This is a genomic window from Streptomyces sp. H27-H5, from assembly GCF_026627505.1.
In the GTDB taxonomy this organism is placed as follows: domain Bacteria; phylum Actinomycetota; class Actinomycetes; order Streptomycetales; family Streptomycetaceae; genus Streptomyces.
On sequence record NZ_JAPNLK010000062.1, the window covers coordinates 35,820 to 50,449 of the forward strand.

The 14,630-nt window shown below is 70.9% G+C and carries 13 protein-coding genes; all 13 read left to right on the plus strand.

The features are described 5' to 3' along the window. Positions 1-35 precede the first annotated feature (35 nt). The 13 genes from OTB19_RS27475 (at position 36) to OTB19_RS27535 (ending at position 14,436) form a co-directional block, all read left to right on the plus strand. A complete protein-coding gene (locus tag OTB19_RS27475; protein ID WP_267801190.1) occupies positions 36-1,751 on the plus strand; it encodes a UDP-N-acetylmuramoyl-L-alanyl-D-glutamate--2,6-diaminopimelate ligase in 1,716 nt (571 codons plus the stop codon). Continuing rightward, positions 1,748-3,172 carry a UDP-N-acetylmuramoyl-tripeptide--D-alanyl-D-alanine ligase gene (locus tag OTB19_RS27480; RefSeq protein WP_267801191.1) on the plus strand — a complete coding sequence of 475 codons (1,425 nt, stop codon included), beginning with the start codon at positions 1,748-1,750 and terminating at the stop codon, positions 3,170-3,172. The genes OTB19_RS27475 and OTB19_RS27480 overlap by 4 nt, the downstream gene beginning before the upstream one ends. Beyond that, positions 3,169-4,239 carry a phospho-N-acetylmuramoyl-pentapeptide-transferase gene (gene mraY, locus OTB19_RS27485; protein ID WP_053676010.1) on the plus strand — a complete coding sequence of 357 codons (1,071 nt, stop codon included), beginning with the start codon at positions 3,169-3,171 and terminating at the stop codon, positions 4,237-4,239. Before OTB19_RS27480 ends, mraY begins: the two co-directional genes overlap by 4 nt. Continuing rightward, a complete protein-coding gene (gene murD, locus OTB19_RS27490) occupies positions 4,221-5,648 on the plus strand; it encodes a UDP-N-acetylmuramoyl-L-alanine--D-glutamate ligase (RefSeq protein ID WP_267801192.1) in 1,428 nt (475 codons plus the stop codon). The genes mraY and murD overlap by 19 nt, the downstream gene beginning before the upstream one ends. A gap of 68 nt (positions 5,649-5,716) precedes the next feature. Then, the gene (ftsW, locus tag OTB19_RS27495) at positions 5,717-7,096 is read left to right on the plus strand and encodes a putative lipid II flippase FtsW (protein WP_267801193.1); all 1,380 of its coding nucleotides are present in this window, start codon (positions 5,717-5,719) and stop codon (positions 7,094-7,096) included. A 6-nt stretch (positions 7,097-7,102) separates the two neighbouring features. After that, on the plus strand, positions 7,103-8,197 hold the full coding sequence (murG, locus tag OTB19_RS27500) for an undecaprenyldiphospho-muramoylpentapeptide beta-N-acetylglucosaminyltransferase (RefSeq protein WP_053676007.1): 1,095 nt from the start codon (positions 7,103-7,105) through the stop codon (positions 8,195-8,197). 29 nt (positions 8,198-8,226) lie between these two features. After that, positions 8,227-9,069, plus strand: coding sequence for a cell division protein FtsQ/DivIB (locus OTB19_RS27505; RefSeq protein ID WP_267801194.1), 843 nt, complete (start codon positions 8,227-8,229; stop codon positions 9,067-9,069). Between the two features lie 278 nt (positions 9,070-9,347). Beyond that, complete coding sequence (ftsZ, locus tag OTB19_RS27510) at positions 9,348-10,553, plus strand: cell division protein FtsZ (protein WP_267801195.1); 1,206 nt, start codon at positions 9,348-9,350, stop codon at positions 10,551-10,553. Then, positions 10,553-11,284 (plus strand): peptidoglycan editing factor PgeF, encoded by a 732-nt coding sequence (gene pgeF / locus OTB19_RS27515; RefSeq protein WP_267801200.1) that lies wholly within the window; start codon positions 10,553-10,555, stop codon positions 11,282-11,284. The genes ftsZ and pgeF overlap by 1 nt, the downstream gene beginning before the upstream one ends. A 3-nt stretch (positions 11,285-11,287) precedes the next feature. Beyond that, the gene (locus OTB19_RS27520) at positions 11,288-12,007 is read left to right on the plus strand and encodes a YggS family pyridoxal phosphate-dependent enzyme (RefSeq protein WP_267801196.1); all 720 of its coding nucleotides are present in this window, start codon (positions 11,288-11,290) and stop codon (positions 12,005-12,007) included. Between the two features lie 166 nt (positions 12,008-12,173). Then, entirely contained in the window at positions 12,174-12,782 is a 609-nt protein-coding gene (locus tag OTB19_RS27525; RefSeq protein ID WP_267801197.1) for a cell division protein SepF, read from the plus strand. Positions 12,783-12,842: 60 nt separating this feature from the next. Next, entirely contained in the window at positions 12,843-13,139 is a 297-nt protein-coding gene (locus tag OTB19_RS27530) for a YggT family protein (RefSeq protein WP_030155988.1), read from the plus strand. Between the two features lie 82 nt (positions 13,140-13,221). After that, positions 13,222-14,436, plus strand: a complete 1,215-nt coding sequence (locus OTB19_RS27535) for a DivIVA domain-containing protein (RefSeq protein ID WP_267801198.1) — start codon at positions 13,222-13,224, stop codon at positions 14,434-14,436. The last annotated feature ends 194 nt before the right edge of the window (positions 14,437-14,630 follow it).

Here is a 14,630-nt window from a genome sequence, read left to right on the forward strand (position 1 = left end):
CCGCCGCCCAGCCAGAAAAGCGTGAGGCACCATCAGTGACAACGATCACCCCGAAACCCGGGAACCAGTCGGCCACCGGCCCCGCGGCCGGGACCTCGCTTCGCGACGGGGCCACCGCGCCCGGTACGCTCACCGCCGTGTCCCACGCTGATCAGCCCAGAACCACCCGGAAAGACGCCCCGGCAGCGCCGCCGGGAGCGCCCCGCCCCGTGTCCGTGCGCCCCACCCCGCTGCCCGAGCTCGCGGCCCTGGTGGACCTCGAAGCCGCCGGCGAGCCGACGGGTCCGCGGATCACCGGCATCACGCACGACTCCCGTGCGGTGCGCCCCGGCGACCTCTACGCGGCCCTCCCCGGCGCCAAGGCGCACGGCGCGGACTTCGCGGCCCAGGCGGCCGCCCTCGGCGCCGCCGCCGTGCTGACCGATCCCGCCGGCGCCGAACGCGCCGCGGCGACCGGACTGCCGGTGCTCGCCGTCGCCGACCCGCGCGCCCGGATGGGCGAGCTCGCCGCCGCGATCTACGGCCGGCCGGGCGAGGCCCTCCTCCAGCTCGGCATCACCGGCACCTCCGGCAAGACCACCACCGCGTACCTCGTCGAGGGCGGCCTGCGCGCCGCCGGCCGGGCCACCGGACTCGTCGGCACCGTCGAGATGCGCATCGGCGACGAACGCATCAAGTCCGAGCGCACCACCCCCGAGGCCACCGACCTCCAGGCCCTGTTCGCCGTCATGCGCGAACGCGGGGTCGAGGCCGTGGCCATGGAGGTCTCCAGCCACGCCCTCGTGCTCGGCCGGGTCGACGGCTGCGTCTTCGACGTCGCCGTCTTCAACAACCTGAGCCCGGAACACATGGAGTTCCACTCCGACATGGAGGACTACTTCCAGGCCAAGGCGCAGCTCTTCACCGAGCGCCGCGCCCGCCTCGGAGTGGTGAACGCCGACGACGAGTACGGCCGCCGCCTCGCCAAGGAGGCGACGATCCCGATCGTGACCTTCTCGGCCGCGGGCGACCCGGCCGCCGACTGGCGCGCCGAGGACGTGGTCCTGGGGGCCGCCGACTCCACGCTGACCCTCGTCGGCCCGGACGGACAGCGCGTACGCGCCACCGCGCCGCTGCCCGGCCCGTTCAACGTCGCCAACACCGTCGCCGCGATCGTCACCCTCGCCGCCGCCGGCATCGACCCGCAGACCGCCGCCGACGGCGTCGCCGCGGTCCCCGGGGTGCCCGGCCGGCTGGAACGCGTCGACGCGGGACAGCCCTTCCTCGCCGTCGTCGACTACGCCCACAAGACCGACGCCGTCGAATCGGTGCTGCGCGCCCTGCGCGAGGTCACCGAGGGCCGGCTGCACATCGTGCTCGGCTGCGGCGGCGACCGCGACACCACCAAGCGGGCCCCGATGGGCGCCGCGGCCGCGCGGTTCGCCGACGTCGCCGTGCTCACCTCCGACAACCCGCGCTCCGAGGACCCCCTCGCCATCCTGGCCGCGATGTTCGAGGGCGCCGTGTCCGTGCCCCCCGCCGAACGCGGCGCCGTCCTCGTCGACGCCGACCGGGCCGCGGCCATCGCCGCCGCCGTCGCGAGCGCCCGTCCCGGTGACACGGTGCTGGTCGCGGGCAAGGGCCACGAACAGGGCCAGGACACCGCGGGCGTCGTACGCCCCTTCGACGACCGCGAGGTCCTGCGCGCGGCCATCGAGGCGCGCACCGCGGCCCCGCACCACGCAACCACGCAGGCCGAGGTGAACCAGTGATCGCCCTTTCCCTCGCCGAGATCGCCGACATCACCGGCGGGCGGCCCCACGACATACCGGATCCGGCGGTGCGGATCAGCGGGGCCGTGGTCATCGACTCCCGCCAGGTGAAGGCCGGCAGCCTGTTCGCCGCCTTCGAGGGCGAGCACGTCGACGGCCACGACTACGCGGAGCGCGCGGTCGCGGCCGGCGCGACCGCCGTCCTCGCCGCCCGGCCCGTCGGCGTACCCGCGATCGTCGTCCCCGACGTGGAGAAGGCGCTCGGCGCCCTCGCCCGCGCCGTCGTCGAACGCCTCGGCACCGACGTGGTGGCCCTGACCGGTTCGGCCGGCAAGACCTCCACCAAGGACCTCATCGCCCAGGTGCTCCAGCAGCACGCACCCACCGTGTGGACGCCCGGCTCCCTCAACAACGAGATCGGCCTGCCGCTCACCGCCCTCAAGGCCACCGAGGACACCCGGCACCTGGTGCTGGAGATGGGTGCCCGCGGGATCGGCCACATCGCCTACCTCACCGGCCTGACCCCGCCGCGCATCGGCCTGGTCCTCAACGTCGGCACCGCCCACATCGGGGAGTTCGGCGGCCGCGAGCAGATCGCCCAGGCCAAGGGCGAACTGGTCGAGGCCCTGCCGTCCGAGGCCGACGGGGGCGTCGCCGTCCTGAACGCCGACGACCTGCTCGTGCGCGCCATGTCCGCCCGCACGAAGGCCCGTACGGTCCTCTTCGGCGAGGCCGAGGACGCCGACATCCGGGCCACGGACGTACGGATGACGGCCGGGGGAACGCCCGCCTTCACACTCCACACACCCTCCGGGTGCAGCGATGTGACCTTGCGGCTGTACGGTGAGCACCACGTGTCGAACGCGCTCGCCGCGGCCGCCGTCGCCCATGTACTGGGCATGTCCACTCCGGAGATCGCCACCGCGCTCTCCGGGGCGGGCACGTTGTCCCGGTGGCGGATGGAGGTCACCGAGCGAGCGGACGGCGTGACGATCGTCAACGACGCCTACAACGCGAACCCCGAGTCCATGCGGGCCGCCCTGCGCGCGCTTGCCGCGATGGGCGGCTCCGCGCGGGCCGACGGGGGACGCACGTGGGCGGTGCTCGGTCCCATGGCCGAGTTGGGTGACGCATCGCTGGCCGAGCACGACGCGGTGGGACGGCTCGCCGTCCGGCTCAACGTGAGCAGGCTCGTCGCAGTCGGGGGCAGGGAAGCGTCCTGGCTGCAACTGGGCGCATATAACGAGGGTTCGTGGGGTGAGGAGTCGGTGCTCGTGTCCGACGCGCAGGCGGCGGTCGACCTGTTGCGCAGTGAACTGCGCCCGGGTGACGTCGTGCTGGTGAAGGCTTCCAGGTCGATCGGCCTGGAGCGGGTCGCGCTTGCGTTGCTGGAGCGCGAGGGCGAGGTCGCCGACCGATGAGGCAGATTCTCTTCGCCGGTGTGATCGGTCTGTTCCTGACCCTCATCGGCACCCCTCTCCTGATCAAGCTGCTGGCCCGCAAGGGTTACGGCCAGTTCATCCGCGACGACGGCCCCCGCGGCCACGCCGGGAAGAAGGGCACACCCACCATGGGTGGCATCTCCTTCATCCTGGCGACGCTCATCGCGTACGCCCTGACGAAGGTCATCACCGGGGAAGAGGTGAGCTTCTCCGGACTGCTCGTCCTCTTCCTGATGGCCGGCATGGGACTGGTCGGCTATCTCGACGACTACATCAAGATCGTCAAGAGGCGCTCGCTCGGTCTGCGGGCCAAGGCCAAGATGTCCGGCCAGCTGATCGTCGGCATCGCCTTCGCGGTGCTCGCCCTCCAGTTCAAGGACTCGAAGGGGCTGACCCCGGCCTCGACCAAGCTGTCGTTCGTCACGGACTTCGGCTGGGCGCTCGGGCCGGTGCTGTTCGTCGTCTGGGCCCTGTTCATGATCCTGGCGATGTCCAACGGCGTGAACCTGACCGACGGCCTGGACGGACTGGCCACCGGCGCCGCCGTGATGGTCTTCGGCGCCTACACCTTCATCGGCGTCTGGCAGTACCAGGAGTCCTGCGCCAACGCGCAGACCCTGACCAACCCGGCCGCCTGCTTCGAGGTGCGCGACCCGCTGGACCTCGCGGTCGTCGCCTCGGCCCTCATGGGCGCCTGCTTCGGCTTCCTGTGGTGGAACACCTCGCCGGCCAAGATCTTCATGGGTGACACCGGTTCGCTGGCGCTCGGCGGCGCGCTCGCCGGCCTCGCCATCTGCTCCCGCACGGAGTTCCTGATGGCCCTCCTCGGCGGCCTCTTCGTGCTCATCACGATGTCGGTCGTCATCCAGGTCGGCTCCTTCAAGCTGACCGGCAAGCGCGTCTTCCGGATGGCGCCACTCCAGCACCACTTCGAACTCAAGGGGTGGTCCGAGGTCCTCGTGGTGGTCCGCTTCTGGATCATCCAGGGCATGTGCGTGATCGTGGGTCTCGGTCTCTTCTACGCGGGATGGGCAGCCGACAAGTGACCTCCTGGCACGGCAAGAACATCACCGTCGCCGGCCTCGGCGTGAGCGGCATCAGTGCCGCCCGCGCCCTGGCCGGCCTCGGCGCTTCGGTGACCGTCGTCGACGGCGGCGACAGCGAGGGCCACCGGGCCCGGGCGGCGGAGCTGGAGGCGGCGGGGATCTCCGTGCGCCTCGCGGACGCCACGACCCTGCCCGAGGGCACCGACCTGGTCGTCACCTCGCCCGGCTGGAAGCCCGCCAGCGCGCTCTTCGCCGCCGCCGCCGAGGCCGGTGTCGAGGTCGTCGGGGACGTGGAGATCGCCTGGCTCCTGCGCGGCCCCGACGCGGCCCCCTGGCTCGCGATCACCGGCACCAACGGCAAGACGACCACCACCCAGATGCTCGCGTCGATCCTGCGGGCCGCGGGCCTCAAGACCGCGGCCGTCGGCAACATCGGCACCCCGATCATCGACGTCGTGACCGGCGGGGAGGCGTACGACGTCCTCGCCGTCGAACTCTCCAGCTACCAGCTCCACTGGGCGCCCTCCGTGCGCGCCCACTCGGCGGCCGTCCTCAACCTGGCCCCCGACCACCTCGACTGGCACGGCTCGATGGAGGCGTACGCCGCCGACAAGGGCCGCATCTACGAGGGCAACACGGTGGCCTGCGTCTACAACGTCGCCGACCGGGCCACCGAGGACCTCGTCGTGGAAGCCGACGTCGAGGAGGGCTGCCGGGCGATCGGCTTCACCCTCGGCGCCCCCGGCCCCTCCATGCTGGGCGTGGTCGACGGGATCCTGGTGGACCGGGCCTTCGTGGAGAACCGGCAGAAGAACGCCCAGGAACTCGCGCACGTCGAGGACGTCAACCCGCCCGCCCCGCACAACATCGCCAACGCGCTCGCCGCGGCGGCCCTGGCCCGCGCCTTCGGCGTCGAACCCCGCGCGGTCCGCGACGGCCTGCGCGACTTCCGGCCGGACGCCCACCGGGTCGCGCACGTGGACGAGGTGGACGGGGTCACGTACATCGACGACTCCAAGGCCACCAACACCCACGCGGCGGAGGCCTCCCTGGCGGCCTTCGAGCCGGTCGTGTGGATCGCCGGCGGCCTCGCCAAGGGCGCGACCTTCGACGAGCTCGTGCGGAAGTCGGCCGAGCGTCTGCGGGCCGTCGTCCTGATGGGCGCCGACCGGGCCCTGATCGCGGACGCGCTGGCGCGACACGCGCCGCAGGTACCCGTCGTGGACCTCGACCGGACCGACACTGGGGCGATGCTCGCGGCGGTCCGGGAAGCGGCCCGTCTCGCCGAGCCCGGCGACACGGTCCTGCTGGCACCTGCCTGTGCCTCGATGGACATGTTCGCGAACTACAACGAGCGTGGGGACGCGTTCGCCGACGCGGTGCGCGAACTGGCCGCCGAGAGCGCCTAGGTCGAACCAGGGCAGGTGTCCTTCCCGACCGGCTGCTCGCCTCGCACGAGTGGAGGGGAAGATCACAGATGCCGGCCAAGCAAGTACTGCCGGGGCGGCGGCCGTCCGCCGCGAAGGCCGTCAAAGCCGTCAAGGCGCAGGGGCGCAAGCGCCCGGTGATCGGGGGGAAGCTGCCCGGTGGGCGCGGGCCGCTCGCCGGGCTCCGGCGTACGCAACAGCAGTTGCGCAAAGCCTGGGACCGTCCGCTCACGGCGTATTACCTGATCTTCGGCAGCTCGCTGCTGATCACCGTGCTCGGCCTCGTGATGGTCTACTCGGCCTCCATGATCAAGGCGCTCCAGCTCGGCCTGGGGGACGCGTACTTCTTCAAGAAGCAGTTCCTCGCCGCCCTCATCGGCGCCGTCCTGCTGCTGGCCGCCTCCCGGATGCCCGTGAAGCTCCACCGGGCCCTGTCCTACCCGGTACTGGCCGGGACCCTCTTCCTGATGGTCCTGGTGCAGGTCCCCGGGATAGGAGTGTCGATCAACGGCAACCGGAACTGGCTCTCCCTCGGGGGCCCGTTCATGCTCCAGCCCAGCGAGTTCGGCAAGCTGGCGCTGATCCTGTGGGGGGCCGACCTGTTGGCCCGCAAGGGCGACAAGGGGCTGCTGAGCCAGTGGAAGCACCTGCTGGTGCCGCTGGTACCGGTCGCCTTCCTGCTGCTCGGACTCATCATGCTCGGCGGTGACATGGGCACCGCGATGATCCTCGGGGCGATCCTCTTCGGCCTGCTCTGGCTGGCGGGCGCGCCCACCCGGATGTTCGTGGGTGTTCTCGCGTTCGCGGGTGTGATCATCGCACTGCTGATCAAGACGAGTCCGCACCGGATGGACCGGCTCTCCTGCCTCGGTGCGACAGAACCGGGCAAGAACGACCTTTGCTGGCAGGCCGTCCACGGAACCTACGCCCTCGCGTCCGGGGGATGGTTCGGTTCCGGGCTGGGTGCCAGTGTGGAAAAATGGGGGCAACTGCCGGAAGCCCACACCGACTTCATCTTCGCCATCACGGGCGAGGAACTGGGTCTGGCGGGGACGCTGTCGGTGCTCGCCCTGTTCGCGGCTCTAGGCTATGCGGGTATCCGCGTGGCCGGACGCACGGAGGACTCCTTCGTACGGTATGCCGCGGGAGGCGTGACCACATGGATCACGGCGCAGGCCGTGATCAATATCGGTGCGGTGCTCGGCCTGTTGCCGATCGCCGGGGTCCCGCTCCCGCTGTTCTCCTACGGAGGGTCGGCCCTGCTGCCGACCATGTTCGCGGTCGGACTGCTCATCGCCTTCGCGCGTGAGGAGCCGGCGGCGCGCGCGGCGCTCGCGATGCGGCAGCCGAAGACCGGCCGGCCGCGGACCGGGCTGAGATGGAAGTCGATGAGACGGCGCGTCAAGAAGCGTCCGTCCGGAGAGCGGTGAATTTCGGTGCATGTCGTACTCGCCGGTGGGGGGACCGCCGGCCACATCGAGCCGGCGCTCGCCCTCGCGGACGCCCTGCGCAGGCAGGACCCTTCAGTGGGCATCACCGCCCTCGGCACGGAGCGCGGACTGGAAACCCGCCTGGTGCCGGAACGCGGCTACGAGCTGGGCCTGATCCCAGCCGTGCCGTTGCCCCGCAAGCCCACCCCTGAGCTGATCACCGTCCCGGGACGGCTGCGCGGCACCATCAAGGCGGCCGAGGAGATCCTCACGCGCACCAAGGCCGACTGCGTGGTCGGCTTCGGCGGCTACGTGGCGCTGCCCGGCTACCTGGCCGCCAAGCGGCTCGGGGTGCCGATCATCGTCCACGAGGCCAACGCCCGGCCCGGACTGGCCAACAAGATCGGCTCCCGGTACGCGCACGCCGTCGCCGTGTCCACCCCGGACAGCAAGCTGCGGGGGGCCCGCTACGTGGGCATCCCGCTGCGGCGGTCCATCTCGACCCTGGACCGGGCCGCCGTGCGCCCCGAGGCGCGCGCCGCGTTCGGTCTCGACCCCAACCTGCCGACGCTGCTGGTCTCCGGCGGCTCGCAGGGCGCCCGGCGCCTCAACGAGGTCATCCAGCAGGTCGCCCCGACCCTCCAGCGCTCCGGGATCCAGATCCTGCACGCCGTCGGGCCGAAGAACGAACTGCCGCGTGTCGACAACATGCCCGGGATGCCGCCTTATGTGCCGGTACCGTACGTGGACCGGATGGATCTCGCGTACGCCGCCGCCGACATGATGCTGTGCCGCGCGGGTGCGATGACCGTCGCCGAACTCTCCGCCGTCGGGCTGCCCGCCGCCTACGTACCGTTGCCGATCGGCAACGGCGAACAGCGGCTCAACGCCCAGCCGGTGGTCAAGGCCGGCGGTGGCCTGCTCGTGGACGACGCGGAGCTGACGCCCGAATGGGTGCTCAGTCAGGTCCTCCCGGTGCTCGCCGACCCGCACCGCCTCTACGAGATGTCCCGCGCCGCCGCCGAGTTCGGCCGCCGGGACGCCGACGACCTGCTCGTCGGTCTGGTCTACGAGGCGATCGCCGCACGCAGAGCCCGCTGAGGCGGGAGCACTGACCAGGAGGCACAGGAGTGGCCGGAGCGACGACCGCACAGCGCGGGACACCCGGTTCCGACGGGGACGCCCGCAAGGGCAGGAACCCCGGCCCTCCCAAGCCGGGCAGGCGTCCCAAGTCGTCGAGGGGATCCGGCCCGCGGGGCCCCGGCGTCAAACGGCGCCGGGTCCTCGTCCTGGCCTGCCTGGCCGCCGCGGTGCTCCTCGCCGCCGGCGGCACCTGGGTGCTCTACGGATCCTCCTGGCTCCGCGTCGAGAAGGTCTCCTCCGCCGGCACCGAGGTGCTCACGGCGGGGCAGGTGGTGTCGGCCGCGGCCGTCCCGATCGGCGCGCCGCTGGTGAGCATCGACACCGACGAGATCGAGAGCCGGCTGCGCGAGCGGCTGCCCCGCATCGATTCGGTCGATGTGACGAGGTCGTGGCCGCGTGGAATCAGCCTGAAAGTGACGGAACGCAAGCCCGTGCTGCTCATCAAGAAGGGCACGGACTTCGTCGAAGTGGACTCTTCGGGTGTGCGATTCGACACGGTTGCGAAAGCACCCGGAGGCGTTCCCGTCCTCGAATTGGCAGCGGAACGGTCACCCAGCGCCCGCCGTTTCGACGAGCAGCGGCTGCTGCGCGAGGCGGTGGGCATCGCGGGCAGCCTGCCCGAGGCCGTCGCGAAGGAGACCCTGCAGGTCAGGGTGGAGTCGTACGACTCGGTCGTGCTGGCGCTCACCAAGGGCCGAACCGTGGTGTGGGGAAGCGGCGAACTGGGTGAAGCGAAAGGGCGAGCGCTGACCGCCCTGCTGAAGGCCTCGCCCAAGGCTGACCACTTCGACGTGAGCGTCCCCACCGCCCCGGCGGTGTCCGGGAGTTGACGTCGAGTCGAACAGCGACGCACCCTGGTTGGCCAGCGATACGGGTGATCACATAGGGTGAAAAGAAAAACGGGAGGTTCGGCGTGTTCGTTGAACACGCGCTACTTGTCGACTTAGTGTCCTGTTCGGAGAGTCCAAGGAACAGACACACTCATAACCCTAAACTTCAGGGTTAGGGTTCGGGTCGGCGTGTACGAACCGGCCCAATTTCGGCATCAGTCGTCGCAACGCAGGCCCGCGAGGCGGCGACACGTAACTCGAGGCGAGAGGCCTTCGACGTGGCAGCACCGCAGAACTACCTCGCAGTCATCAAGGTCATCGGTGTCGGCGGCGGTGGTGTCAATGCCATCAACCGAATGATCGAGGTCGGTCTCAAGGGCGTCGAGTTCATCGCCATCAACACGGACGCCCAAGCGCTGTTGATGAGCGACGCCGACGTCAAGCTCGACGTCGGCCGTGAACTCACCCGGGGCCTCGGCGCCGGCGCCAACCCGGCCGTCGGCCGGAAGGCGGCAGAGGACCACCGCGAGGAGATCGAGGAGGTCCTCAAGGGGGCCGACATGGTCTTCGTCACCGCCGGTGAAGGCGGCGGCACCGGCACGGGCGGCGCACCTGTCGTCGCCAACATCGCGCGCTCGCTCGGCGCCCTGACGATCGGTGTGGTCACCCGACCGTTCACCTTCGAGGGTCGGCGCCGCGCGAACCAGGCGGAGGACGGCATCGCCGAGCTCCGCGAAGAGGTCGACACCCTCATCGTCATCCCCAACGACCGCCTGCTGTCCATCTCGGACCGCCAGGTCAGCGTGCTCGACGCCTTCAAGTCGGCCGACCAGGTCCTGCTGTCCGGCGTCCAGGGCATCACCGATCTGATCACCACCCCCGGCCTGATCAACCTCGACTTCGCGGACGTCAAGTCCGTGATGTCCGAGGCCGGCTCCGCCCTCATGGGCATCGGCTCGGCCCGCGGCGACGACCGCGCCGTGGCCGCGGCCGAGATGGCGATCTCCTCGCCGCTGCTGGAGGCGTCCATCGACGGCGCCCGCGGCGTGCTGCTCTCCATCTCCGGTGGCTCGGACCTCGGTCTCTTCGAGATCAACGAGGCCGCGCAGCTGGTGAGCGAGGCCGCGCACCCCGAGGCGAACATCATCTTCGGCGCCGTCATCGACGACGCGCTCGGCGACGAGGTACGGGTCACCGTCATCGCCGCCGGGTTCGACGGAGGACAGCCCCCGGCCCGCCGGGACAACGTCATCGGCGCGGCCTCCACCAAGCGCGAGGAGCCGGCCCCGGCGCCGACCCGCGCCGCCGAGCCGGTCCGCCCGGCCTTCGGCGGGCTCGGTTCGGTCACCCCGCGTGAGGAGCCCCAGGCTCCGGTCGAGCCCGAGCCGGCGAACGAGTTCCCGCCGCCGGCCCACGTCCCGACGGCCCGTCCCTACCAGGACAGCCCGGCGGAAGAGCTGGATGTCCCGGACTTCTTGAAGTGATCCTGGGACAGCACGACGAGAACGGCGCGCACTTCGCCTTCACCGACAGGTGGGGCGGGGTGAGCGCCGTTCCGTACGAGGAGCTCAATCTCGGCGGCGCGGTCGGAGACGACCCGGCCGCCGTTCGCGCGAACCGGGCGACCGCGGCCGGGTCCCTCGGCCTCGCTCCCGAGCTGGTGATCTGGATGAACCAGGTGCACGGCCGGGACGTCGCGGTGGTGGACGGCCCGTGGGACGCCGAGCGGGAGCCGATCCCCTCGGTGGACGCGGTGGTGACCGCCCGTCGCGGACTGGCCCTGGCGGTGCTCACGGCCGACTGCGTGCCGGTCCTGCTGGCCGACCCGGTCGCGGGGATCGCGGGAGCGGCCCACGCGGGGCGGCCCGGACTGGTCGCCGGGGTGGTGCCCGCCACCGTCGAGGCGATGGTCGCCCTCGGGGCGGACCCCGGACGCATGGTCGCCCGTACGGGACCGGCGGTCTGCGGACGGTGCTACGAAGTGCCCGCCGAGATGCGGGACGCGGTCGCGGAAGTGGTGCCGGCGGCGCGGGCCGAGACGAGCTGGGGGACACCGGCCGTGGACGTGGTCGCCGGCGTGCACGCGCAGTTGGCGCGGGCGGGGGTGGCGAACGCCGACCGCTCCCCGGTCTGCACACTGGAGTCACGGGACCACTTCTCGTACCGCCGTGACCGGGTGACCGGGCGGCTTGCCGGATATGTCTGGTTGGACTGAGGGATGACGGAACGTAAGGCCGAGCTCGCGGCGAACCTCGCGCGGGTCGAGGAGCGCATCGCGTCGGCGTGCGCGGCGGCGGGGCGCGGGCGGGAAGAGGTGACCCTCATCGTGGTCACCAAGACCTACCCGGCGAGTGACGTACGACTGCTGGCGGACCTGGGTGTCCGTCATGTTGCGGAAAATCGCGACCAGGACGCCGCCCCCAAGGCCGCGGCCTGCGCGGACCTGGCGCTCGACTGGCACTTCGTGGGCCAGTTGCAGACGAACAAAGTCCGTTCCGTGGCGGGATACGCGCGGGTGGTGCAGTCGGTCGACCGGCCGAAACTGGTCACCGCGCTCTCGGCGGCCGCCACGGCCGCCGGACGGGAACTCGGCTGCCTCGTGCAGATCGCCCTCGACGCCGAGTCGGGGGAGCGGGGGGCCCGGGGCGGGGCGGCGCCGGACCTCCTCCCGGAGTTGGCGGACCTCGTGGCCGCCGCGCCGGGACTGCGGATCGACGGTCTCATGACCGTGGCCCCGCTGGCGGGGTCGTACGCGGGCCGCGAACAGGCGGCCTTCGAGCGGCTGATGGAATTGTCATCCGGCCTGCGCGCCGACCATCCTGCTGCCACGATGGTCTCGGCGGGAATGAGCGCCGACCTGGAACAGGCGGTGCTGGCGGGTGCGACACATGTACGCGTCGGCACTGCGGTACTCGGCGCGAGACCCCGGCTCGGGTAACGTCGCGAAGAAAGTCGGACCACAGCAGAAAATATGGTCATTTCCGCTGATGAGCGGACAGACCACGTGGATCGCGGGCAGTTGGTGACTTTGGTGACACAGCGACTTTGGTGGCACGGCGACACCTGCGACAGGGCGATCCACCACAGAGCGGAGGACTCGGAGAATGGCCGGCGCGATGCGCAAGATGGCGGTCTACCTCGGCCTCGTGGAGGACGACCGGTACGACAACCCGGGGTACGACCCCGATGACGAGTTCGAACCCGAGCCGGAGCCGGAGCGGGATCGCCGGCGTCAGCAGCCCGCGCACCAACCGCCCGTAACGGACGAACCGGTACGAGCAGTACAGCCCCCGGCACAGCGGGAACCCATCCCGATGCCGGTGGAAAACGGACGTCCGGCGCGAATCGCCCCCGTGGCGTCCATCACACCTGACCGCGCCAACCTGGAGAAGAACGCACCCGTGATCATGCCCAAGGTCGTCTCCGAGCGGGAGCCGTACCGCATCACGACGCTGCACCCCCGGACCTACAACGAGGCCCGTACCATCGGGGAACACTTCCGTGAGGGCACTCCGGTGATCATGAACCTCACGGAGATGGACGACACCGACGCGAAGCGTCTGGTCGACTTCGCCGCCGGCCTCGTCTTCGGTCTGCACGGCAGCATTGAACGCGTGACGCAGAAGGTGTTCCTGCTGTCTCCTGCTAACGTCGATGTCACGGCGGAGGACAAGGCCCGCATCGCGGAGGGCGGGTTCTTCAACCAAAGCTAGACCGATCCGTCAGACACGGGGCCGGGGACACAGTGGGAGCAGGGGAGAGGGAAGCGCGGGATGGGCGTCGCACTGCAAGTGGTCTACATCGCTCTGATGTGCTTCCTCATCGTGCTGATCTTCCGACTGGTCATGGACTACGTGTTCCAGTTCGCACGTTCATGGACACCCGGCAAGGCGATGGTGGTCGTTCTGGAGGCCACCTACACTGTCACCGATCCACCGCTCAAGCTTCTTCGGCGTTTCATTCCGCCGTTGCGTCTCGGGGGCGTGGCACTCGACCTGTCCTTCTTCGTTCTGATGATCATCGTTTACATCCTCATCAGTTTCGTGAGCACCGCTGCGAGAAGCGTGTGAACGATGTGCTTCCCCGCGAATCCGGGGACAGTCCCGATACGGTCTTGCCGACTGCCGACGACTACGTAGAGGTGAAGAAGACATGCCGCTGACTCCCGAGGACGTGCGGAACAAGCAGTTCACGACCGTCCGCCTGCGAGAAGGCTATGACGAGGACGAGGTCGACGCCTTCCTCGACGAGGTCGAGTCCGAACTGACGCGCCTGCTGCGCGAGAACGAGGACCTGCGCGCCAAGCTGGCCGCCGCCACACGCGCCGCCGCGCAGAACCAGCAGCAGCAGGGCATGCGCAAGCCCGAACCCCAGGACCAGCGTGGCCCCGGCGCACCCGTGCCCGCGGCCATATCCGGCCCGCCGCAGCAGCAGCAGCCGCAGATGGGCCCGCCCCAGCTGCCCGGCGGTCAGCCGCAGCTGCCCCCCGGCCCCGGTGGACAGGGCCAGCAGGGTCCCGGCCCGATGGGCGGCCCCATGCAGCAGCACAACATGGGTGGCCAGCAGCAGATGGGCCAGCCGCAGCAGATGCAGCAGCCCCAGCAGATGCAGCAGATGCAGCAGCAGTCCATGGGTGGCCAGAACCCGCTCGGCCAGCCGATGGGCCAGCAGATGCAGCCGATGGGGCAGCAGATGCAGCCCATGGGCCAGCAGATGCACCAGCAGCACCAGCAGCTCCCGCAGCAGGGCCCCGGTGGCGACAGCGCCGCCCGCGTCCTGTCGCTCGCGCAGCAGACCGCCGACCAGGCGATCGCGGAGGCCCGTTCCGAGGCCAACAAGATCGTCGGCGAGGCCCGTTCGCGCGCCGAGGGCCTGGAGCGGGACGCCCGAGCCAAGGCCGACGCCCTGGAACGGGACGCGCAGGAGAAGCACCGCGTCGCGATGGGCTCCCTGGAGTCCGCCCGCGCCACGCTGGAGCGCAAGGTCGAGGACCTGCGAGGCTTCGAGCGTGAGTACCGCACGCGTCTGAAGTCCTACCTGGAGTCCCAGCTGCGCCAGCTGGAGACCCAGGCCGACGACTCGCTGGCCCCGCCCCGCAACCCGGCCGGACCCGCGCTGCCGCCGTCGCCGTCGCCCTCCATGGCTCCGGCCGGTGCGATGGGGCACTCGATGGGTGGCCCGTCCCCCATGGGTGGTCCCTCCCCGATGGGTGGCCAGTCCCCGATGAGCGGTCCGTCCTATGGTGGCCAGCAGCAGATGTCCCCGGCGATGACCCAGCCGATGGCTCCGGTGCGGCCGGCTGCTCCGCAGCCGATGCAGGCGCCGTCGCCGATGCGTGGCTTCCTGATCGACGAGGACGACAACTAGGCGCCGCCGCCGCGTCTGTCGGCAGTCTTTCGGGCCGGGCCCGGTTCCCCTCAGGGGGTACCGGGCCCGGCCCGTTTCCGTACCCGGTCCCGGGCCGCCGTTCCCGGGGCTCCGCCCCGGACCCCGCGCCTCAAACGCCGGCGGGGCTGGGGGTGTTCGGCAGGGCGGGGGGTGTCGGCGGGGCGGGGGGTGTC